The organism is Sulfurovum zhangzhouensis (genome assembly GCF_030347965.1).
In the GTDB taxonomy this organism is placed as follows: Bacteria; Campylobacterota; Campylobacteria; order Campylobacterales; family Sulfurovaceae; genus Sulfurovum; species Sulfurovum zhangzhouensis.
Map to the genome: position 1 here is coordinate 233,747 of NZ_JAQIBD010000003.1, position 20,177 is coordinate 253,923.

The window sequence follows — 20,177 nt, forward strand, 5'->3', positions numbered from 1 at the left end:
TTTCAAATCTTAAATAACCTTTTTATGTATTTTTTTATTTTAGATTTAAATTTTACATTAAATCCTTTGTTAAAACTATCTATTATTTTCTTATTTAACGTAATATCATTATTCAGTACAAAGTTTGAATTATTATTCAATTCTGTATGAGAATAAATATTCTTTGTATCTACGCTGCAATGTACTCCGCTGTTATCATGACCTACATTATTCACAAAAGATATTTTGGGATAAACGGTATATTGTTTCTTTAAATATGCATTATATGTCCATCTAATATACCAGGAATCAAGTTTATTCTCCATTTGTAATTTTAACATACCAAATAAATCGGTCCCGCCTTTATTAAATTCATTTATCGCATTTTTGTTATTGGCAAAGTCGTTAAAGCCTTTTATTTCCCAGTCTATATCCTGCCATCTATCCTTCCAGGTCCCCCACGACCAAGACATTGGACGGATATTTAAATAAATATCTTCTTCATAACCTTTAGGAAACTTCATAAACGAAGATGAAAAGCTAAAACCTGTGATAGAAAATATATCTTCTCTCTTTTGAAAAACTTCCAACCCTTCATTCATAAACTTCAAAAAATAAGGGCTTGTCACCAAGTCATCTTCAAGCACAATTACCTTTCCATACTTATTAATGATTTTCGTAACACCATCGATAATCGAGTCTGCAAGTCCCCAGTTTTTTTCTCTTTTTATAATAGTGACTTTTTTAAAACCTTCAATTTTATCTATATACTTGCGAACTTTATCTACATTTTCCCGGGCATTTTCATTTTTTGCCTCATCACTGTAAATAAAAAGTTCGCTATCTTTGGCTAATTCATTTTTTTGCAATGCCTCAACTGTCTGTTGTGTATGCCATGGACGGTTATATACAAAAAGTACTATTGGGGCCAAGTTCATTTAAATACCTAAACAGTTATTTTGTTTATAAAATAATGTTGTACTCTTTTTATAGAACAACCCAGGACTTATTCCCCAAAAATCTATTTTTTTGAAACCATTACTTAATAAATGATTTATACCTTCTTGATAATAAGGTCTTTCAGAATCATCTAAAACAATTACACCACTTTCCTTGAGAGAAAATAAAGAATTTTTAATACAATTGACTCTATCCCGGCCATCTACAATTACAATATCGAATTTTCTATCAATCGTATTTGCAAAACGACAATACTCATCATCATATTTTAATGACTGATAATTCATAGAAACATTCTTTGGCATTAGTTTTTTTATCTTTTCATACCAAAGTTTATCGTGTTCAACAGATGTTACATCATTTACTTTTTTGGCATACCATAATGTTGAATTCCCAGAGCCATATTCAAAAATATTCATAGTGCTATTTAATCTATCAGTAATAAAATCTATAAAACTGTACGTAACCCACGGCAATGGATTACCATCTTTGTCTATAGGCATTTCATGCTTAAATGAGTTGATCCAACCAATTTCATACAAATACCCTGATTCATTTAAATTAATTAATTGCTTTAATAATTTAAAGTTAGTTAAAACTTTTACTATTTTTTTAATTTTTTGTAACATTACTATCCCTAATAAATATATTTAATAACATTATTGATTGACCTGTCCCCTAAAATCTTGATCCAAATAATATTTCGTTATCACTTTTTCCAAGTATATATCTTCATCATAATCATAACCAACTTCAGATAGAAGATTTTGAAAATAGTTGTTATTTATTCTATGTAATCGCCTAGCTTCAGTACCGATGCTTTTATTAAATTTGATATTAAAAACTTTTTCAAATGTATTGAATATCTTCACTACTTTGACCGGTTTATCAAAAGTCATATTACATATCTTGACATTATTTTTTTCAAGTATTATCTTTGTAAAAAACTCTACATCACTTACATCAATTATAAATCTAAGGGCATTTTCATAAAGTGTTATTTTGTCTTTCGAAAGCAATTTTTCATACAATACATTGAATAGAGTTTTTTTATGACCACCTCTTCCTATCACATTTGGTAGTCTGATAATCAAATAATCATGAAAATTGTTTTTAATAAAGTTTTCCATGTTTAATTTATGTTGTGAATACTCTGAATCACTATTACTTAATACATTTTCAGAACTAAAATAAACTAGTTTTTTTGCACAAGAAACTTGTTCTTTTAATAAATTAAGTTCTCGATCGAACTCAACTTCTGATATACAAGTGCTATAAGAAACTCCACTGGCAAAAATACAATAATCTTCATATTTCTCTTTGTATTTATGAAACTCATTTGCCAGCAAACCATTTCCAACTATCATATACTTACCTTTATCTTACAATGTATTTTTCTAAATACCATTCAACTGTCTTTTCTATGCCGCTCTCAAAGTTTTCATCCGCTTTCCATCCCAGCTCTTTTTCAATCTTAGATGCATCGATGGCATATCTTCTGTCATGCCCTGCTCTATCCTCTACCATCATCAGTAGATCTTTATATCTTTTCTCTCGTGGTACTTTTTGATCCAATAAGGAGCACACTTTATCAACTATCTGCAGATTGGTTCTTTCGTTTCTCCCGCCTATGTTATAACTTTCTCCGCTTCTTCCGTTATGATAGGCCAAGTCAATTCCATTACAGTGGTCTAAGACATATAACCAATCTCTAATATTCTGACCATCCCCATAGATTGGAATTGCAGTACCATTTAATGCATTTCGGATAATAGTCGGGATCAACTTTTCATCATGTTGCTTTGGTCCATAATTATTTGAGCAATTTGTGATGACCGTATCCATTCCGTATGTCTCATGATAACTTCTTACTATCATATCACTGGATGCTTTACTCGCCGAATAGGGAGAATTTGGAGCATATGGTGTATCCTCACGAAAAAGCCCTGTTTGTCCTAATGTCCCATATACCTCATCAGTTGATATATGATGAAACCGGCATCCTTGATATCCCGTTTTAACATAAAATGGTTTTTCCATCCAATATTTATATGCAGCATCAAGCAATGTAAATGTCCCGTTGACATTCGTTTCTATAAATACACCCGGATTTTTAATAGAGTTATCTACATGCGATTCTGCTGCAAAATGAATCACACCTCGTATATCATATTCAGAAAAAATGAATTCCACTAATTCTCTATTGCAGATATCTCCTTTAATAAATTTATATCTCGTTAAACCTTCTATTTCACCTAAATTTGAAAGATCACCTGCATAGGTCAATACATCTAGGTTTACGATGTTATATGATGGATATTTTTCTAAAAAGTATGGGATAAAATTACTTCCGATAAATCCAGCGCCGCCTGTGATGAGGATTGTCTTATTTTGCTTGCTAAACATCCACTTCCTTTATCAGACTATAAAGGTACTCTCCATATCCATTTTTAGCCAATGGTTCTGCAATTTCAAGTATTTTTTCTTTTGTAATCCATCCATTTCTATAAGCAATCTCCTCAAGACACGCTATCTTATATCGTTGTCTGTGTTCAATAGTTTGAACAAATTGTCCCGCATCAATAAGACTATCATGTGTACCTGTATCAAGCCAGGCAAAACCACGACCGAGAAGTTCAACTTTCAGCTTTCCTCTTTGTAAATATGCCTGATTTACAGAAGTGATTTCCAATTCCTCTCTCTCTGATGGCATTACGCTCTTTGCAATCTCTATAACATCATTATCATAGAAATAGAGTCCGGTTACTGCATAATTTGATTTAGGATTTTTGGGTTTTTCCTCTATACTGATAGCCTTTTTATTTTTATCAAATTCCACTACGCCAAATCTTTCCGGATCTCTTACCTGGTAGCCAAAGACAACCGCACCATCCTGAAGCAAAGCTGCTGATTTAAGCATCGGAGTAAACCCTTGCCCATAAAAGATATTATCACCCAAAATCAAACACACACTATCCCCTCCGATAAACTCTTCACCGATAATAAATGCCTGGGCGATTCCGTCTGGTGATGGCTGTACTTTATAGGTCAACTTTATGCCCCAATCACTTCCATCTCCCAAAAGCTTTTCAAAACTGCCGATATCTTGCGGTGTTGAAATAATTAAAACTTCCTTTATGCCAGCTAACATCAATACAGACAAAGGATAATAGATCATAGGTTTATCATAAACCGGAAGCAACTGTTTTGAAATTGATTTTGTTGTAGGATAAAGTCTCGTCCCACTACCCCCAGCTAAAATTATCCCTTTCATATGCATCAACCTTTTATATATTTGTCTTACACCAAAGTTATTCTACTTTTTATAAACTTTTTTATGCTTATTGGTATCATCCATTTTAGGAGATTCAACAAAGTAAAATCTTCAGCAAAATACCTTTTATAAGGGGTCATTTTTAAATATTTCCAATATAGGTATTTATAGGGATGAGTATTTCTAAAATGCCATGGCTTAGATGACCCTGTATAATGTATTATTGCAGGCTTCTTGATAGCTTCTAAAAAATCCTCTTCTTCAAAATGTTTAAGTACTTCTTTTTTCTCATTCTGATAAAATGAAGTTTGTTGTCCATATTTTGGATGTAATGGCAACCAATAGCCATCAAATACTGCATTCATGCCATCCTGATCCATCATCTTAATTATGCCTGGGTTTTCTTCTATAAACCTCACCACTTTATAGCTCAGTTTCCTCTCTCTCCAAATATTTAAATTCAACAACATCACACCTGAACAAAAATATTTCGAAGTATGAGACATTTTTAACTCAATGTGTCTATTAAATCCAACAGCTTCCACAGATGCCAATGGATAAGTTCCTAAATCATATGAAAATAAATCTCTTATGTCTCCATTAACTACAATATCAACATCCAAATACAATACTTTATCAATCTCAAGATCTAATAGTTCTGGTATAAGAAGGCGATAATACACAACTTCATTAAAATGGTAAGTTATGACCAAATCTTTAAATATTTTATTATCTATTACAATACTCTTTAAGTTGCATCCATATTTTTGTGTAATAGTTTCAAGCGTTTTAAATTCATTGTCAGGTAAATTTTTATGTATCACAAAAAAAGTAAATTGCACATCTTGATTATTTTCTAATAATGATATAAGCGTCACTGCTAAATGCTGTACATAGTTTTTATCTATTGTGAAAACAATGTTATAAGTCATTTATAATCCTTTTAGGATTAAAGCTTTTCCAAAACATTACTACTGCAATTTTTTGGTTTTTAAAAAATAGTGCAAATACCGTATGCCCTATTCCATAGGATACTAAGGTTGCTATCGCTGCACCCATAATACCATAAGTCGGTATCAATATCAAATTTAATATAATGTTAGCTATTAATGACAATGCTTGCATTTTCATAACTGTTTTTTGTAAATTTTCATTTATCATCCATTTCCCCCATGCATTACCAAAAAAAACAAATATACCTGCCCAAGCGTATATAATTAAAACATTGCCAGCCTGCTTATACTGTAAACCGTATAAATGCTCAACTAGTGTATTACTAATAAATGTAAAGAAAACAGCAAGAATGATTGCTGTCCAAATCATCAAATCATATAGCTTTTGAAGTCTTGCATAATAAAACTGTTCACCTTGTTTTTTTGCATTGATAATAGCAGGGAAAAGAGAAGAAGATATGATAATAGGTATAAAATACCATATTTCACTCAGACGAACAGCAACAGCATACAACCCTACAGCTTCATTACTTACTATCTCTTTTAACATAACTTGATCTATTTTTGTATAGATTGAAATAAGTAAACTACTCAATATTAAAGGCCATGATTGTTTTAATAGGTTCATTGCCGTGTTTTTGTTAAACTTTAATCCCTTGATTGCATATATTGACTCTTTTTTGATATAGAAATAAATAAATCCTATGGCCAAAATAACTTTATCAACAAGAATCACCCATGCAAATGCTATCAAAGGTGCTTCATTCAGTATTAATATAATTTTAATGACACTGGTAATAAAAAGACCTATTACATTTACGTAAACAACATATTTACTTAATACTTTGCTCTGAAAAAAGAGATCTATTGCATTAAAACTTTGAAAAATAGTTGCAGAAGCAATGATAAAAACTAAAGTATTGGTATACGTATCATTGGATGTAAAGTTGATTGCAATAGCTAAAATTAACAGAACTATAAATGCACCAAAAAATTTTAACCAAAAAGCTGTACCTATCAGCTCATCTCTTCTGCTACTATTTTTAACAAGTTCCCTAATAATGATACTATCTAGTCCAAATGTTGCTATTATTGTAAAAAGCCCGACAAACGAAACTACGTAATTAAAAAGCCCATATTGTTCAGGCCCTAGATACCTTGCAACCCATACACCTACAAAAAGCCCTACCAACATACGTAATATTCTCTCAAAAAAAAGCCAGGAGGTATTCTTTGCATACTTCACAAAACCTTGATGACTTTTTAGAGATTTAAACTTTTTTATCATAAATTATATACGTTCTTTGTCTTGTTTGAGTGTCTCTTGCAGTGTTTCATACTCATGTTTCTTGATCTCTATAAAGGCTTCGGTGAGACGGATTTTCTTTTTCAATCCTTCTTTTGTAAGAAGGTAGCTGTATGCTCTTTTATTCTTGGCTTTTACGAACTTATTCATTTTCACATACCCTTTCTCCAGCAGGGCCTTAATGACATAGTTCACTTTTCCTACGCTAAAACCTACCGTATGAGCTAACTCTTGTTGAGAGTTGCACGTTTCGATATGTTGCATTACCTGCAGGTGATCAATCTCTTCTTGTGTGACTTGCCTAGAAACTCTTCGTATTGTATTCATTCAATGATTGAATGTTTATTGTATACTTTTTCATTTCTTATGTCAAATGATTTAAATATCAAATTCACTATCCATATAATTTTACCCCTTTATGCTATAATTTTTAAAATTTAACCGGGACTGATCACTAAATGTTTAAAAAAATCATACTTTTACTAAGCCTGCTTTTTGCTGTTTCAGAAGCAAAAGTACTAGATGCCGTTGCAGTCACTGTAGATGGTGAAGCGATCACAACTGCCGAGATCAAGGCAGTAAGAGAACAGATGAATATCTCCAAAAAAGAAGCAATCGATATTTTGATCCAGGATCGACTTCAGCAGATTGCGGTCAAGGATATTGAAATACCAGAAAGTGATGTTGACAAAAAGATTGCGATGATCGCTCAACAGAACAATATCAGTGTTCCTAAAATGCAAAAGATACTTAAAGAGCAAGGCACTTCATGGACACAATATCGTTCGAACATTAGAAAGTCAATGAAAAAAGAAAAGTTCTTTGTTCAAAAAGTTGCTAAGGAGATGCCCGAAGTAACAGATGAAAAACTTATGGCCTATTATCAAGAGCACCAAAATGAATTCATTATGCCTACAAGCATTGATGTGATCGAGTATAGTGCGCCTACAAAACAAGCCATGGAAACATTTATGAAAACGCAACAAGGACTTGAGGGTACCCCACTAAGCAAAGATACGGCTACACTCAACCCGACCCTGCTGCAAATGATGATGCAGACACCAAACGGAGGGTTCACACAACCACTTAATGCCGGGGACAGATACGTAGTGTACAGGGTCCAATCCAAGAACGGTCAATCTACAGTTGCATTTGACCAGGTCAAATCGTTGCTAGCGGGTAAATGGATGCAGGAACAAAGAGAAAAAGCACTGAAGGACTACTTCAAGAAAATGCGAACCGGTGCAATCATTGAATTTATAAGAAAATAAGGAAGATTATGGGACTAAAATCCGACAAATGGATACGTGAAAAATCACTGAACGAAGAAATGATCACTCCTTTTTGTGAGGGATTGGTAGGCGAAGGTGTAGTCAGTTACGGACTTAGTTCGTACGGGTATGATATCAGAGTAGCTGATGAGTTTAAAATATTTACCAACATCAATGCTGAAGTTGTAGATCCAAAAGATTTCAATGAGAACAATGTCGTAGACCACAAAGGTGATGTCTGTATCGTTCCGCCAAACTCTTTTGCCTTGGCTAGAACCGTGGAGTATTTCAAAATGCCTAGAGACACCTTGGCTATCTGTCTTGGGAAAAGCACCTATGCTAGATGCGGGATCATCGTCAACGTTACTCCTTTCGAACCGGGTTTTGAAGGACATATAACTATAGAGATATCCAATACTACACCGCTTCCTGCAAAGATCTATGCAAATGAAGGTATCGCACAGGTACTCTTTTTAGAGGGAGATGAGCAATGTGAAACAACTTACTCTGACCGCAAAGGGAAATATCAGAGCCAAACAGGGATTACACTGCCAAGAATTCTTAAAAACTCCTAATACTTTACGTATGACGTAACCTCACGTCATGCGTAAAAAAAGATCTAATCACCTTCTAAACCTCTTACTTATTAAGCTTTTTTACTCTTTTGTGTTACAATGCCAAAAAATCATACCACTATATAAAGTAAGTATCTATGAAAAATTTAATTATCGTTGAGTCACCAGCAAAAGCAAGAACTATTACCAATTTTCTAAGTAAAGAGTACAAGGTAATTGCCTCCAAAGGGCATATCCGCGACCTTCCTAAGAGCACTTTTGGTATTACAATTGATGATGAGACAGGCGATCTTATACCTAAATATTCTATCCCCCGTGATGCCAATGCAACAGTCAAAGAACTTAAAAAACTAGCCAAAGATGCTGAAACCGTCTATATCGCAACTGATGAGGACCGCGAAGGAGAAGCTATCGGATACCATATCGCTATGGCTATAGGGAAAAACCCTACGGATCTTCCTCGTATTGTTTTTCATGAGATTACTAAAAGTGCGATCATACATGCTTTAGAAAACCCGCGCCGTGTAGATATGGACTCAGTGGATGCACAACAGACCAGACGTATGCTTGACCGTATCGTGGGATATAAACTTTCGCCTCTGCTTGCTAGCAAGATCCAAAAAGGTCTGAGTGCCGGAAGAGTACAAAGCTCTACACTCAAGCTTATTGTGGATAGAGAACGTGAGATCAAAGCATTCATACCTGAAGAGTACTGGAGCATTGATGCAAAATTTCAAAAAGATATCGATGCTTCCATCTATGAGTTTGATGGACTCAAAATCGAAAAGCTTTCGATCAAAAATGAAGCCGATGCAACAAAGATAACGACTACGGCAAAATCTGAAAGTTTTACCGTACTTTCAATAGAAACGACAACAAGAAAGACAAAGACACCTCCACCTTTCATGACCTCAACTCTACAACAAGCTGCATCAACACAACTTGGATTCTCTCCGAAAAAAACGATGATGGTTGCCCAGAAACTCTATGAAGGGGTTAAAACTGACCAAGGTATTACCGGTGTCATCACGTATATGAGAACGGACAGTATGAACCTGGCTAAAGAAGCTGTAGAGAATGCAAGGGACTATATCAAAAACAACTTTGGAGAAAAGTATCTTCCATCCAAAGCAAAAAGCTATGTAACAAAATCAAAGGGTGCCCAGGAAGCCCATGAAGCCATCCGTCCTACAAATGTACATTTTGATGCAAAAACAGCACCGGAATACCTCTCCGGTGACGAATTGAAGCTCTACCTTTTGATCTATAACCGTTTCCTTGCTTGTCAAATGACCGAGGCACAGCTTGAATCACAAACGATCCTTTTTAAAGGTGATAAAACTATATTCAAAGCAAGTGGAAGAAAACTCCTTTTCGATGGATTCTACAAGGTTACCGGTTATACAGAAAAAGACAAACTCTTGCCTGAACTGACTCAGGGGGAAAGTGTCAGCCTTGATGATATCAAACAAGAACAACACTTTACCGAGCCGCCGGCACGCTATAACGAAGCAAGTCTTATCAAGAAGCTTGAATCTCTGGGTATCGGACGTCCAAGTACCTACGCACCGACCGTGACGATCCTGCAGCAACGAAAATATATTGACATTGATAAAAAGCGTATCCATCCTACAGATGTTGCATTTACTGTCACGGAAATGCTTGAAAATAATTTTCCTGAGATCGTTGACAGTGACTTTACCTCTAACATGGAAGAGGTGCTTGATCAGATCGGGGAAGGTCAGAAAGAGTGGCAGAAGGTACTTAAAGAGTTTTATACCCCATTCGTCCAAAAGATAGAAGAGGGCAAAAAAAGCATCAAAAGCCTTAAAGTGGCAACACCTACCGGTGAAATGTGTCCAAAGTGTGGTGCTGAACTACTTCTTAGAAAAGGACGTTACGGCGAGTTTGTTGCATGTAGTAATTTCCCTAAATGCAAGTACACAAAGAACACCGACGGCACTGAACCTGAACAACCTGAAGAGACAGATGTGAAATGTGACAAATGTGGAGCGCCGATGGTCATAAAAGATTCCCGCCGCGGAAAATTTTTGGCATGTTCTGCCTACCCGAAATGTAAAAATGCCAAACCTCTAAACCCTCCAAGAGAGCTGGATGTTCCTTGCCCTGAGTGTGGAGGAAAACTACAAGAAAGAGAAGGGAAACGAGGAAAATTCTTTGGATGTACGAACTATCCAAAATGTAAATTTATCGCCAACTTCGAACCGGTAAACAAAAAATGCCCGGAATGTAACTATACAATGGGAATAAAGACACTCCGCGGTAAAGACGTTTACGAGTGTTTTAAGTGTAAACATCGTGAGGATGTATCCAAGGAGAAATGATGAATGAACTGGATGCGAAATTTGCTCCCATGGTTAAGACAGTAGCATCTGTGCTATATGGTAAAGAGGAAAGCATTACCCTTGCTCTTGCCGCTTTCTTTGCCAAAGGACATCTACTGGTTGAAGATATTCCCGGAGTAGGGAAAACAACCCTTGCCAAAGCACTTGCTTCATTGCTCGGACTTGAGTTCAATCGAATCCAATTTACTTCTGATCTGTTGCCGTCTGATATCCTCGGGGTCAATTACTTCAACCAGAAACAATCTGAGTTTGTTTTCAAAAAGGGCCCGATCTTCACCCAGTTTTTGCTTGCCGATGAGATCAACCGTTCCATGCCGAAAACCCAATCAGCCCTGCTTGAAGCTATGGAGGAATCAAGTATCACTATCGATGGTGAGCATTATGAGCTGCAACAACCTTTTTTTGTGATGGGGACACAAAACCCTTATGAAGAAGTCGGTACTTTTAAACTGCCGGATTCTCAATTGGATAGATTTATCTGTGCGATGAGTATCGGTTATCCTGCACGTGAGGCGGAAAGAGATATCCTTGCTCACAATAAACCAAAAACCATCTCACAAGACACCACCATTTCACTTGCCCAGATCAAGGAGATACAAGAGGCAGTGAGCAAAGTATACATGAGTGAGGCTTTGCTGGACTATATGCAAGAGATTATCGCGTTGAGCAGAAATGGTGTTTACTTTACACACGGTCTTTCTACAAGAGGGGCACTAGCACTGGCTCAAATGACACGGTCATGGGCTTATCTTCATGGAAGAGAGTATGCCATTCCCGATGATGTTACTGCAGTGGCACCTTATGTCTGTCTGCATAGGCTGCATTTCAAAGAAGGCAAAACTACGATAGAGCGCATCAAAGATGTTATCACTTCGAACACTCAACCAGACGCGTAAACGCCTGAAGCAAAAAGCTACACTTGGCTCACTGATAGTCGTATTAATGCTTTTTGGCCTTTTTCTTGAGGCCTATATGCACAACTTCAACTTAGTCTATATCGTCCTTTTTTTTGTCTTTGCTTTGGCATTTGTCGCTTCACCTTTTGGAATATACAATATGTCTGGCCTCACACTTACCTTTCAGAGTTCTGATAGGCTTTTTGCCAAGGAAACATCCAATATCTACTTGGCCCTGACCAATAACAAAAGTGCTGAAAGCTTTGCACTAAAGCTTAAGTGTATGGATCAAGGCCTTCTTATCCCCTCACTGAAAGCACATAGCAAAGAGGTATTCACACTATCCCTTTCTCCTGATAAGCGAGGGAAATTGAATATCGGTAATTGTCTGCTTCAAAGCTTATTTCCCTTGGCCACCATTCGTTTTCTTCTTCCTTTAAAGCTGGCTGTCTCTAAAGTCGTCTACCCCCGCCCAAAAGGTACAAGCTTGGAGGCATTTTTAAGCCGTCAAAAGGGACGATATGGACAAGAGAGCGATTTTGAGGGGATTACGCCTTATACAAGTAACGCTCCCTTAAGTAAAATACATTGGCCCTCCGTGGCAAAAGGAGAAAGTGCCCTTAAAAAATTTGCCTATGAGATACCGCTGGAACAACTGAACTTTGACTTTTTTGCAGCAGGAGAAAATGATGAATCCAGACTTTCACAGCTTACTCTCTGGATTCTGGAGTGTGAAGCACAAAATCTTGAGTTCCAAGTACAAATGCCTCAAGAAAACTTGAACTCAAAAAGGATGTCTATAGATGAGATACTTGAAAAACTGGCTCTCTACTAGACCTACACCAATAAAGGTGCTTGATATCGCCTATATCATTACCTTACTGCCATTGGTTTTTTTTATCAAGCTTCCTATAATGTTTTTCTTGCTGCTTGTCTTGATACTTCTTCTTATAGACAAGAAGCCTACAGCATTCACCCTTATTGTTGTAGCTATCGTAGGAGCCGTTGCAATTTTTTTCTCACTTTATGGCAGCTTTAATTTTGCAGGGCTTTCACGGCTTAAACTTTTTGTTGAACTACTCGTTTATGTACTCTTAGTAGCTATTTCACTACAAAGGCTTACTAAAGAGATAAACTTTTATCTCAAAATTTCTCCTCTCTTGCTGCTGGCGATGAGCCTCTTTTTCTTTCACTCTATACCGATGCTCATCTATGTTGTTTTCGAAGTCTTTATACTGACGACTATGCTGCTCTGGCAGATTATGCAAACGAATGTCTATACGTCACTGAGAATCTCTTCTATGCTTTATATCGTTTCACTCCCTATCGTCATACTCTTTTTTATCTTTTTCCCACGTATCTCTTTTGAACATGCCAAATATGGATTTAAAGGGGATTTGACACATAGAAGCGGGCATGATGGACTCATGTATCTGGATGAGAATGCTTTGCTAGTCCCATCGCAGCGTATTGTTATGGAGGTAGGCTTCAAAGATAAGATACCCTCCCCTGAAAATCTCTATTTTAGAGGAAGCGTACTTTATAATAAAATCAACAATATATGGAGACCTTTAACCACTCCACAAATACCTTTTAAACCTGATCTTCCCACAGGGAAAATAACCACCTATAAAGTAACCCTTTATCCTACAAACAAACGGTGGCTCTACCTGCTTGACACTCCGATATTACTCCCAAAAAACGCCAAGCTGGACTTTCATCTTGAAAGCACAATGCCCAAACCCATACAAGAGACATTTCTTTATAATGCAGGTTCTGTATTGCAATCTAGCTACAAAGGTACATTACCTGAGAGTCTGAAGGAAATTGCTTTAAATTATGACCTTAAGAGTGATCCAAAAACGCAAATGCTTGCACAGACCATTAAAACAAAGTTTAATGATCCGCATCTAAGGCTTAAAGAGGTCCAATCCTTCTTTAAAGCCCAGCAACTCACCTATACCATTAAACCAAAACCGTTTGATTTGAACAACTCAACAGATAGCTTTCTGTTTGATACAAAAGAGGGATATTGTGTACACTTTGCTGCAGCCTTCACAACACTCTCCAGGATGGTTGGCATTCCCACCCGTATCGTAACCGGGTACAAACCGGATTGGTCAGACAGCATTGAGAATTACCTCATCATCAGAGAAAGTGATGCACATGCCTGGGTCGAAGTCTACTTAGACGGTTACTGGCGTAGAATAGAGACAACGTCATTTGCAAGCCACATCAAAGATAATACAAACCAAGAAAATAACCTGGAATCATTTCAAAACAAAAAAGGTAATTGGGAGAAGATCAATTTATACCTGCATTATATTAAATATCAAATAGATACATGGATCTTGGAATATAGTTCTCTAAGCCAAAAAAAGCTCTTTTCCTACCTGAAAACAGACACTGTTTTTTTAGTCAAATTCATTTCCAGTTTCTTACTGCTGATTGCCCTGCTGATCTTGATCCTTTACCTGCTCAATCAATCACGTTGTAGAGATACGCTTCAGTGTACACTCGATCCTCTTCTTCAAAAACTTGAAAAATTAGGCTTCGCAAAACTTCCCGGAGAGAGTCTTAACCGATATTTCATCAGGATAGAACAAACAGAGTATATCCCTTTATCCGCTCTCAATACGCTCTATCATCAACTTAGATATCAAAAAACGATACAGAATGACGCTCATGAACAATTTAAACAAGAAATCAAAAAAGTGAAAAAAAGTTTAAAATAATACACCTAAATGTTATTTCACTTCTAAAATGGCAATGATTAATAATTCTTACGTCTACTTAATGCATGTTATTTGTATAAGATTATTTAATACTAATCACCTATCAGCAAAAATTCGATAAAATATTAGCATTTAAAATAGTATATTGCAGACATAAAGGAAAAAGATGGTTTTTATCGATGACATCGTAGCAGACGAGGTAATGGATAGTAGGGGAAATCCTACCGTAAGGGCTAGAGTAAGCCTAAGTGATGGAACTGTAGCGAGCGCAATCGTACCAAGTGGTGCAAGTACCGGTAAACGTGAGGCACTGGAGCTTCGTGACGGCGGCGACAGATATATGGGCAAAGGTGTTCAAAAAGCATGTGAAAATGTAAACGGACCGATCTATGATGCACTTGTAGGAATGAGCCCGTACAATCAAGCAGAAGTTGATCTTACTATGAAAGAACTTGACGGTACGCATAACTACGGCAATCTTGGGGCAAATGCAGTTCTTGGTGTCTCTATGGCAGTAGCACGTGCAGCAGCTGCAAGTATGAAGATGCCTCTCTACAGATATCTTGGCGGGGCGAACGGTGTAACTATGCCTGTACCGATGCTTAACATCATCAATGGTGGAGAACATGCAAACAACTCTGTAGATTTTCAAGAATATATGGTAATGCCTGTAGGATTTGACAGATTCTCTGAAGGACTTAGAGCTGCTGCTGAAGTCTACCACAACCTCAAAAAGATCATTGACGGGATGGGTGAGAGTACGGCAGTTGGTGATGAGGGTGGATTCGCTCCAAACCTAAAGTCAAACGAAGAGCCAATCCAGGTTATCATGGAAGCAATTGAAAAAGCTGGATACAAACCTGGAGAGCAAATTGCAATAGCACTAGATGTTGCTGCAAGTGAGCTGATCAATGATGCCGGCAAATATGTACTTAAATCAGAGAACAGAGAACTTACAAGTTCCGAAATGGTAGCATACTATGCCGACCTTTGCGCAAAATACCCTATCGTATCAATCGAAGATGGTCTGAGTGAAGATGACTGGGACGGATGGAAAGAGCTTACTGATGTGCTCGGAAGCAAAGTACAACTTGTCGGTGATGATCTTTTTGTAACGAATGTATCTATCCTTGCTGAAGGGATTGATAAAGGTATTGCTAACGCTATCTTGATCAAACCAAATCAAATCGGTTCAGTATCAGAAACAATGCAGACAATCAGACTTGCCCAAAGAAGTGGGTATAATTGTGTAATGTCGCACCGTTCTGGAGAGAGTGAAGATACATTCATCGCAGATTTTGCCGTGGCACTAAATACAGGTCAGATCAAAACAGGTTCTACAGCAAGAAGTGATAGAATTGCTAAGTACAACAGACTGCTTGAGATTGAAGCTGAGTTGGGACAGTTTGAATACCTAGGTGCGGAGCCGTTTGCAAAATAACCAGATGGAAGGGATACAAAGAGCAGGGGAAATCGCAGGTTTATCAATCAAAACTTTTTTGATAGGTCTGCTTGTGTTGTTGCTTTTTGGCATCTATCTTGGTATTCTAATCTATGGGGAAAATTCACTCACGGTTTTAGATCATCTAAAAGCAAAAAAAGAGGCATTAATTTATAAAAAAACAGCCTTAAAGGCTGAAAACAGAAGACTTCAAAAAGAGTACTTTGAGCTTAAGCAGCTTGAACCCAGTGAGAACTGAAAGAGGAGTAAAATATGAAGCGGTATTTATTTATAGGAGTTGCACTACTATGCATGGGGTTAGAAGCATCTGATAACCCGTTTGATCTAAAAACAAATCTTAAAAATTTGGATGATGAACAGAGTTCTTTAATCTCAGAACTGAGAAAGTCTAGTACCGAAGAAGACCTTGGGCTTGATGAGGATCTTGATACTATAGAAGAAGACAATGCAACTGATGAAGTACAGTCAACAGATCAAAACGCTTCACCATCACAAGAGATAAAAGAGGAAGTTTTAGATGAGAAATCTTCCACCAAAGAAGCTGTAAAGACAGAAGAGACTGTAAAGACTGTAGAGGCAGAAGAGGAAACTCAGCCTACTCAACAGCCTGTTTTCAATGATTTTAATGAGCTAACTCCGGCACAAAGAGAAGCAAGAGAAGAAGAACGAGTAAAAGCCCTTAAAGAAGAGCAGGCACAAGCTGAGCAAAAACGCTTAAAAGCATTGGAAGAAGAACGTATTGCAGTTCAGAAATATGAGGCAGAACGTCTAAGAAAAAAACAGGCTAAAGAGGCAGTAAAACCTCAAACTGAATCAAAAGAGCTACAAGTAGCTCATAAAGAAACTGCTAAAACTCAAGAAGTACAAGAACAGCAAGCTGTTGTCGTAGAAAAAGCCATGGAAGAGGCAAAAAAAGAGGTAGAACAACCGAAAGCGGAACAAGCTATGGCTGTAATGCAAGAGAAGCCTGAACAAAAGTCTGTTTTAGATGATATCAACCTCACGCAAGAACAAAAAGAAGCAAAAGAAAGTGCAGATAAACTTTATCTTGAAGCGATCAAAGAAGTAGATGCAGAGTAATCTCTCATCCTTCTTTCTCCTCTCTTTACCTCATACCTATATTTTTTTACTATTGATAAACTTAATGGCTATCATTGAGATCAAGATCTCAAAAATACTTGCTAGAATCAATTGATAATAATGTAATTTTTCCAGCAAATGGGCTTCATACCCTATCGTTGCCACGGCAATAAGAAGCGTTAAAGGCATTGATAAAGAAAGTGCTACCAATAGTGCATCCTTCTTTCTATTTATACCTTGAAATACTGCACCGGCCAAGATTCTAGAGGAGATCATTAAAAATGTGATCAGCAGGGCTCCTGAGACAACTCCCGGTACTACAAGAGCTTGAATATCAAATGATGCACCTACATGTATAAAGAACAAAGGCACTAAAAAACCAAATCCCAAACTAGACATTTTCTCTTCTAATTTCTTTTCATGATGGAAAAAAGCAGAGATTGCAACTCCTGCAATAAATGCACCCAGTGCCAACTCGAGTTCCAGTGAAAGCATTACTGCGATAAGAATAAAAAAGAGTGCTATCGACAGACGTATATCCTGGTCTGATGTATCAAACTTTGGTACCAATATATTTTTAAGCTCCGGATACCACCAAAAGAGAAGGTTCAAAAGACGATAAAGAAAGTAGATAATGACCATAAAAAGTATTAGATAACCCAAATGGACTAATAGTGTGATATTAAATCCTGTCTTGCTCGCAGCATCAAAAATGGTCAAGACGGCAATACTCGCAATCTCTCCCAGTACCCCGGCAATGAAAGCCATACGTATCCACGCCTGCCCTTTACCATAAGCTTTAGATAGTGATGCCAACAGTCCTATAGAGATCAAAGACATAGAAATAATAATTACCGTATCTAAATGAAAGAGAAATCCTGTAACAGTGGTAAAAAAGACCATAAACAAAAGAAAGAGGATTGAGGTGTTGATGACTTTTCTGGAACTTCGCGTAATCTGTTTTAGATCAACTTCCATCCCTGCCAGGAACATCAGATAAAGAAATCCTACTTTAGCGATCAGAGCAAAATATTCGCTCTCTACAATAAACCCTAAATAAGCGAAAGCCGATCCCAAAATAATTTCAATAGGAGGGGTTGGGACACGAAGTATCTTCGCCACAAAGGGACTGCCCCATATAAGTAGAGACAATGTTAAAATAAGCAGAATATTCTCTTGCATACTTTTGTCCGCTTCACTTAGCTTTTTTCACAACTTGTTGCTATTTCATACCCTAGTGTTTGAAGCATGTTCTTATCTTTAAATGGTTCACTTCCAGTGGTTGTCAGGTAATTACCTATGACCATAGCATTGGCACCTGCTTCAAACATCAGATGTTCTTTACCGTTAAAGAGAAGTTCCCTTCCCCCGGCAACCATCAAAAGCTTCTCCTCTCCTAAAAGCTTACGTGCCTTTCGGATCACTTCTACCGCTTCATCTAACTCTATATTCCGTGCCTTGATAGGTAAAGCAGGATTAGGGTGATAAAAATTCAACGGTGAAGATTCCGGATGAAGTGAAGCTATAGCATCAAGAAGATCATTACGATCTTGCTCACTTTCACCCATTCCGAAGATTCCCCCGCTACAAAGAGCCAGTCCTACCGACTTTACATTTTCACACGTATTATAACGTTCTTCCCAACCATGGGTCTGGCAAATCTCTGGATAATATCTCTCTGAAGTTTCAAGATTATGGTTATAACTATCAAGACCATGCTCTTTTAAATATCTAAGCTGTTCAATAGACGCTGTACCATTACAAGCGATCAGGTTTAATCCATCTACTTCTTTTTTAATCGCTTGTGCTGCTCTTGCAACAAAATCAACTTTTTTATCGTCTAGTCCTTTACCTGCTGTCACAAGACAGTAGCCCAGTGCCCCATGTGACTTGGCAATTTTTGCTTCTTCAACGATTTTAGCTATATCTTTGTAGGTATAACGTTCTATATCAGCATGATATCGTACGCTCTGTGTACAGAACTTACAATCCTCTTTACATGTTCCTGAAAGAATATTGTTAATTGCACATAAAAATATTTGTTTTTGTTTCATCATGTTGGGATTATACCTAAATCCTTTCAGATATCAATAAAGCGAATTATATGATCTGTTAAATCATTGTATTCAGTTCCCAAACGGGCTCATTTATTACTAGTATTACTAGTCAAAGTGGAGGAAAATAGATGAGAATTTTGAATTTTCTTAAGATAACGGAGTTTACTCCGCCACCTCACCTTCATCAGAAGAAAGGATTGTACTGAATCCTAGTGCTTCTTTGATCTTACCTTCGATCTCAGCACGTAGTTCAGCATTATCTTTAAGTGTCAGTTTCGCATTCTCTTTACCTTGACCGAGTTTTTCAGTATCATAACTGAACCATGCCCCTGACTTATCGATAATGTCAAGTTTTACACCATAGTCGATCAATTCTCCTTCTGCAGAAATCCCTTCTCCAAACATAATGTCAAACTCTGCTTGTCTAAATGGAGGTGCTACTTTGTTTTTGACTACTTTTGCTTTTACCCGGTTTCCTATCTGTGATTCACCTTGCTTAAGCGTTGCAATACGTCTCACATCGATACGTACCGAACAGTAAAACTTCAGTGCATTACCACCAGTTGTTGTTTCAGGGCTTCCATACCCCATCGTTCCAATTTTCATACGGATCTGGTTAATAAAGATCACCGTTGTGTTAGTTTTATGAAGGATCGCTGTCAGTTTACGAAGGGCTTGAGACATCAAACGTGCCTGAAGTCCTACATGCTGATCTCCCATCTCTCCTTCGATCTCTGTTTTTGGTGTCAAAGCGGCTACTGAGTCTACAACGATCAGATCTACTGCAGCTGAACGTGCAAGTGTTTCCAGTACATCTAATGCTTGCTCTCCGAAATCCGGCTGAGAGACCAACAGGTTATCTGTATCTACGCCAAGATTCTTAGCATAGATAACATCAAGTGCATGTTCCGCATCAATAAAGGCACAGATCTTTCCCTCTTTTTGAGCAGAAGCAATTGTCTGGAGGGAAAGCGTTGTTTTCCCTGATGACTCAGGACCATAGATCTCAATGATCCTACCTACAGGAATACCACCAATCCCTAAAGCCATATCAAGACCCAATGAGCCTGTACTTATCGCCGCGATAGGCTCGATCTCTTTATCTCCAAGCCTCATCAAGGTACCTTTACCAAAAGCTTTATCGATCTGCTTGATCGCCATTTCCAATGCTTTTTGTTTGTTTGCATCCATTGCCATAGTCATGATCCTTACCTTTTAATGTGAAATTCTATCACCATTTTAATAGGTTTATGATATCTTAGA

Annotated in this window: 20 protein-coding genes; 9 read left to right on the forward strand and 11 right to left on the reverse strand. The window is 37.1% G+C overall.

The window, feature by feature from the left end; genetic code table 11:
- Positions 1-2 precede the first annotated feature (2 nt).
- From PGH07_RS09435 to PGH07_RS09470, 8 genes are read right to left on the reverse strand one after another with little or no spacing between them, the layout of a single operon-like run.
- Positions 3-917: a glycosyltransferase gene (locus tag PGH07_RS09435; protein WP_289414204.1), complete on the reverse strand. Its 915-nt coding sequence runs from the start codon at positions 915-917 to the stop codon at positions 3-5.
- Entirely contained in the window at positions 918-1,568 is a 651-nt protein-coding gene (locus tag PGH07_RS09440; RefSeq protein WP_289414205.1) for a hypothetical protein, read from the reverse strand.
- A 30-nt stretch (positions 1,569-1,598) separates the two neighbouring features.
- A complete protein-coding gene (locus tag PGH07_RS09445) occupies positions 1,599-2,306 on the reverse strand; it encodes a Rossmann-fold NAD(P)-binding domain-containing protein (protein WP_289414206.1) in 708 nt (235 codons plus the stop codon).
- 10 nt (positions 2,307-2,316) lie between these two features.
- A complete protein-coding gene (rfbB, locus tag PGH07_RS09450; protein ID WP_289414207.1) occupies positions 2,317-3,345 on the reverse strand; it encodes a dTDP-glucose 4,6-dehydratase in 1,029 nt (342 codons plus the stop codon).
- Complete coding sequence (gene rfbA, locus PGH07_RS09455) at positions 3,338-4,213, reverse strand: glucose-1-phosphate thymidylyltransferase RfbA (RefSeq protein WP_289414208.1); 876 nt, start codon at positions 4,211-4,213, stop codon at positions 3,338-3,340. Before rfbA ends, rfbB begins: the two co-directional genes overlap by 8 nt.
- 26 nt (positions 4,214-4,239) lie before the next feature.
- On the reverse strand, positions 4,240-5,145 hold the full coding sequence (locus PGH07_RS09460) for a glycosyltransferase family 8 protein (RefSeq protein WP_289414209.1): 906 nt from the start codon (positions 5,143-5,145) through the stop codon (positions 4,240-4,242).
- Positions 5,135-6,454: a flippase gene (locus tag PGH07_RS09465; RefSeq protein ID WP_289414211.1), complete on the reverse strand. Its 1,320-nt coding sequence runs from the start codon at positions 6,452-6,454 to the stop codon at positions 5,135-5,137. The genes PGH07_RS09460 and PGH07_RS09465 overlap by 11 nt, the downstream gene beginning before the upstream one ends.
- A 3-nt stretch (positions 6,455-6,457) precedes the next feature.
- Positions 6,458-6,799, reverse strand: coding sequence for a MarR family EPS-associated transcriptional regulator (locus tag PGH07_RS09470; protein ID WP_289414212.1), 342 nt, complete (start codon positions 6,797-6,799; stop codon positions 6,458-6,460).
- Between the two features lie 131 nt (positions 6,800-6,930).
- Here PGH07_RS09470 and PGH07_RS09475 point away from each other — a divergent pair, with 131 nt between their 5' ends.
- The 9 genes from PGH07_RS09475 to PGH07_RS09515 all read left to right on the forward strand — a co-directional run bounded on the left by PGH07_RS09475 (position 6,931) and on the right by PGH07_RS09515 (position 16,857).
- Positions 6,931-7,743, forward strand: a complete 813-nt coding sequence (locus PGH07_RS09475) for a peptidylprolyl isomerase (protein ID WP_289414213.1) — start codon at positions 6,931-6,933, stop codon at positions 7,741-7,743.
- A gap of 8 nt (positions 7,744-7,751) precedes the next feature.
- On the forward strand, positions 7,752-8,318 hold the full coding sequence (gene dcd / locus PGH07_RS09480) for a dCTP deaminase (RefSeq protein WP_289414214.1): 567 nt from the start codon (positions 7,752-7,754) through the stop codon (positions 8,316-8,318).
- A 137-nt stretch (positions 8,319-8,455) separates the two neighbouring features.
- The gene (topA, locus tag PGH07_RS09485; protein ID WP_289414215.1) at positions 8,456-10,663 is read left to right on the forward strand and encodes a type I DNA topoisomerase; all 2,208 of its coding nucleotides are present in this window, start codon (positions 8,456-8,458) and stop codon (positions 10,661-10,663) included.
- Entirely contained in the window at positions 10,663-11,580 is a 918-nt protein-coding gene (locus tag PGH07_RS09490; RefSeq protein ID WP_289414217.1) for an AAA family ATPase, read from the forward strand. The genes topA and PGH07_RS09490 overlap by 1 nt, the downstream gene beginning before the upstream one ends.
- A complete protein-coding gene (locus tag PGH07_RS09495) occupies positions 11,546-12,415 on the forward strand; it encodes a DUF58 domain-containing protein (protein WP_289414218.1) in 870 nt (289 codons plus the stop codon). The genes PGH07_RS09490 and PGH07_RS09495 overlap by 35 nt, the downstream gene beginning before the upstream one ends.
- Positions 12,384-14,315 (forward strand): transglutaminase TgpA family protein, encoded by a 1,932-nt coding sequence (locus PGH07_RS09500; protein WP_289414219.1) that lies wholly within the window; start codon positions 12,384-12,386, stop codon positions 14,313-14,315. Before PGH07_RS09495 ends, PGH07_RS09500 begins: the two co-directional genes overlap by 32 nt.
- A gap of 166 nt (positions 14,316-14,481) precedes the next feature.
- The gene (gene eno / locus PGH07_RS09505) at positions 14,482-15,756 is read left to right on the forward strand and encodes a phosphopyruvate hydratase (protein WP_289414220.1); all 1,275 of its coding nucleotides are present in this window, start codon (positions 14,482-14,484) and stop codon (positions 15,754-15,756) included.
- A complete protein-coding gene (locus PGH07_RS09510; protein WP_289414222.1) occupies positions 15,746-16,015 on the forward strand; it encodes a hypothetical protein in 270 nt (89 codons plus the stop codon). Before eno ends, PGH07_RS09510 begins: the two co-directional genes overlap by 11 nt.
- Before the next feature lie 14 nt (positions 16,016-16,029).
- The gene (locus PGH07_RS09515; RefSeq protein ID WP_289414223.1) at positions 16,030-16,857 is read left to right on the forward strand and encodes a hypothetical protein; all 828 of its coding nucleotides are present in this window, start codon (positions 16,030-16,032) and stop codon (positions 16,855-16,857) included.
- A gap of 36 nt (positions 16,858-16,893) precedes the next feature.
- On the opposite strand, the gene PGH07_RS09520 is transcribed toward PGH07_RS09515, so the two are convergent.
- From PGH07_RS09520 to recA, 3 genes are all read right to left on the reverse strand, one after another.
- Positions 16,894-18,039, reverse strand: a complete 1,146-nt coding sequence (locus PGH07_RS09520) for a cation:proton antiporter (protein WP_289414224.1) — start codon at positions 18,037-18,039, stop codon at positions 16,894-16,896.
- A 17-nt stretch (positions 18,040-18,056) separates the two neighbouring features.
- Positions 18,057-18,911, reverse strand: coding sequence for a biotin synthase (locus PGH07_RS09525; protein WP_434481307.1), 855 nt, complete (start codon positions 18,909-18,911; stop codon positions 18,057-18,059).
- A 165-nt stretch (positions 18,912-19,076) separates the two neighbouring features.
- Entirely contained in the window at positions 19,077-20,111 is a 1,035-nt protein-coding gene (recA, locus tag PGH07_RS09530; protein WP_289414265.1) for a recombinase RecA, read from the reverse strand.
- Positions 20,112-20,177: the final 66 nt, after the last annotated feature.

Bases quoted from the DNA above. Each gene is read 5' to 3' on its own strand.
- PGH07_RS09435 (WP_289414204.1), bottom strand. From the start codon at position 917: ATGAACTTGGCCCCAATAGTACTTTTTGTATATAACCGTCCATGGCAT.
- PGH07_RS09440 (WP_289414205.1), bottom strand. From the start codon at position 1,568: ATGTTACAAAAAATTAAAAAAATAGTAAAAGTTTTAACTAACTTTAAA.
- PGH07_RS09445 (WP_289414206.1), bottom strand. From the start codon at position 2,306: ATGATAGTTGGAAATGGTTTGCTGGCAAATGAGTTTCATAAATACAAA.
- rfbB (WP_289414207.1), bottom strand. From the start codon at position 3,345: ATGTTTAGCAAGCAAAATAAGACAATCCTCATCACAGGCGGCGCTGGA.
- rfbA (WP_289414208.1), bottom strand. From the start codon at position 4,213: ATGAAAGGGATAATTTTAGCTGGGGGTAGTGGGACGAGACTTTATCCT.
- PGH07_RS09460 (WP_289414209.1), bottom strand. From the start codon at position 5,145: ATGACTTATAACATTGTTTTCACAATAGATAAAAACTATGTACAGCAT.
- PGH07_RS09465 (WP_289414211.1), bottom strand. From the start codon at position 6,454: ATGATAAAAAAGTTTAAATCTCTAAAAAGTCATCAAGGTTTTGTGAAG.
- PGH07_RS09470 (WP_289414212.1), bottom strand. From the start codon at position 6,799: ATGAATACAATACGAAGAGTTTCTAGGCAAGTCACACAAGAAGAGATT.
- PGH07_RS09475 (WP_289414213.1), top strand. From the start codon at position 6,931: ATGTTTAAAAAAATCATACTTTTACTAAGCCTGCTTTTTGCTGTTTCA.
- dcd (WP_289414214.1), top strand. From the start codon at position 7,752: ATGGGACTAAAATCCGACAAATGGATACGTGAAAAATCACTGAACGAA.
- topA (WP_289414215.1), top strand. From the start codon at position 8,456: ATGAAAAATTTAATTATCGTTGAGTCACCAGCAAAAGCAAGAACTATT.
- PGH07_RS09490 (WP_289414217.1), top strand. From the start codon at position 10,663: ATGAATGAACTGGATGCGAAATTTGCTCCCATGGTTAAGACAGTAGCA.
- PGH07_RS09495 (WP_289414218.1), top strand. From the start codon at position 11,546: ATGTTATCACTTCGAACACTCAACCAGACGCGTAAACGCCTGAAGCAA.
- PGH07_RS09500 (WP_289414219.1), top strand. From the start codon at position 12,384: ATGAGATACTTGAAAAACTGGCTCTCTACTAGACCTACACCAATAAAG.
- eno (WP_289414220.1), top strand. From the start codon at position 14,482: ATGGTTTTTATCGATGACATCGTAGCAGACGAGGTAATGGATAGTAGG.
- PGH07_RS09515 (WP_289414223.1), top strand. From the start codon at position 16,030: ATGAAGCGGTATTTATTTATAGGAGTTGCACTACTATGCATGGGGTTA.
- PGH07_RS09520 (WP_289414224.1), bottom strand. From the start codon at position 18,039: ATGCAAGAGAATATTCTGCTTATTTTAACATTGTCTCTACTTATATGG.
- PGH07_RS09525 (WP_434481307.1), bottom strand. From the start codon at position 18,911: ATGAAACAAAAACAAATATTTTTATGTGCAATTAACAATATTCTTTCA.
- recA (WP_289414265.1), bottom strand. From the start codon at position 20,111: ATGGCAATGGATGCAAACAAACAAAAAGCATTGGAAATGGCGATCAAG.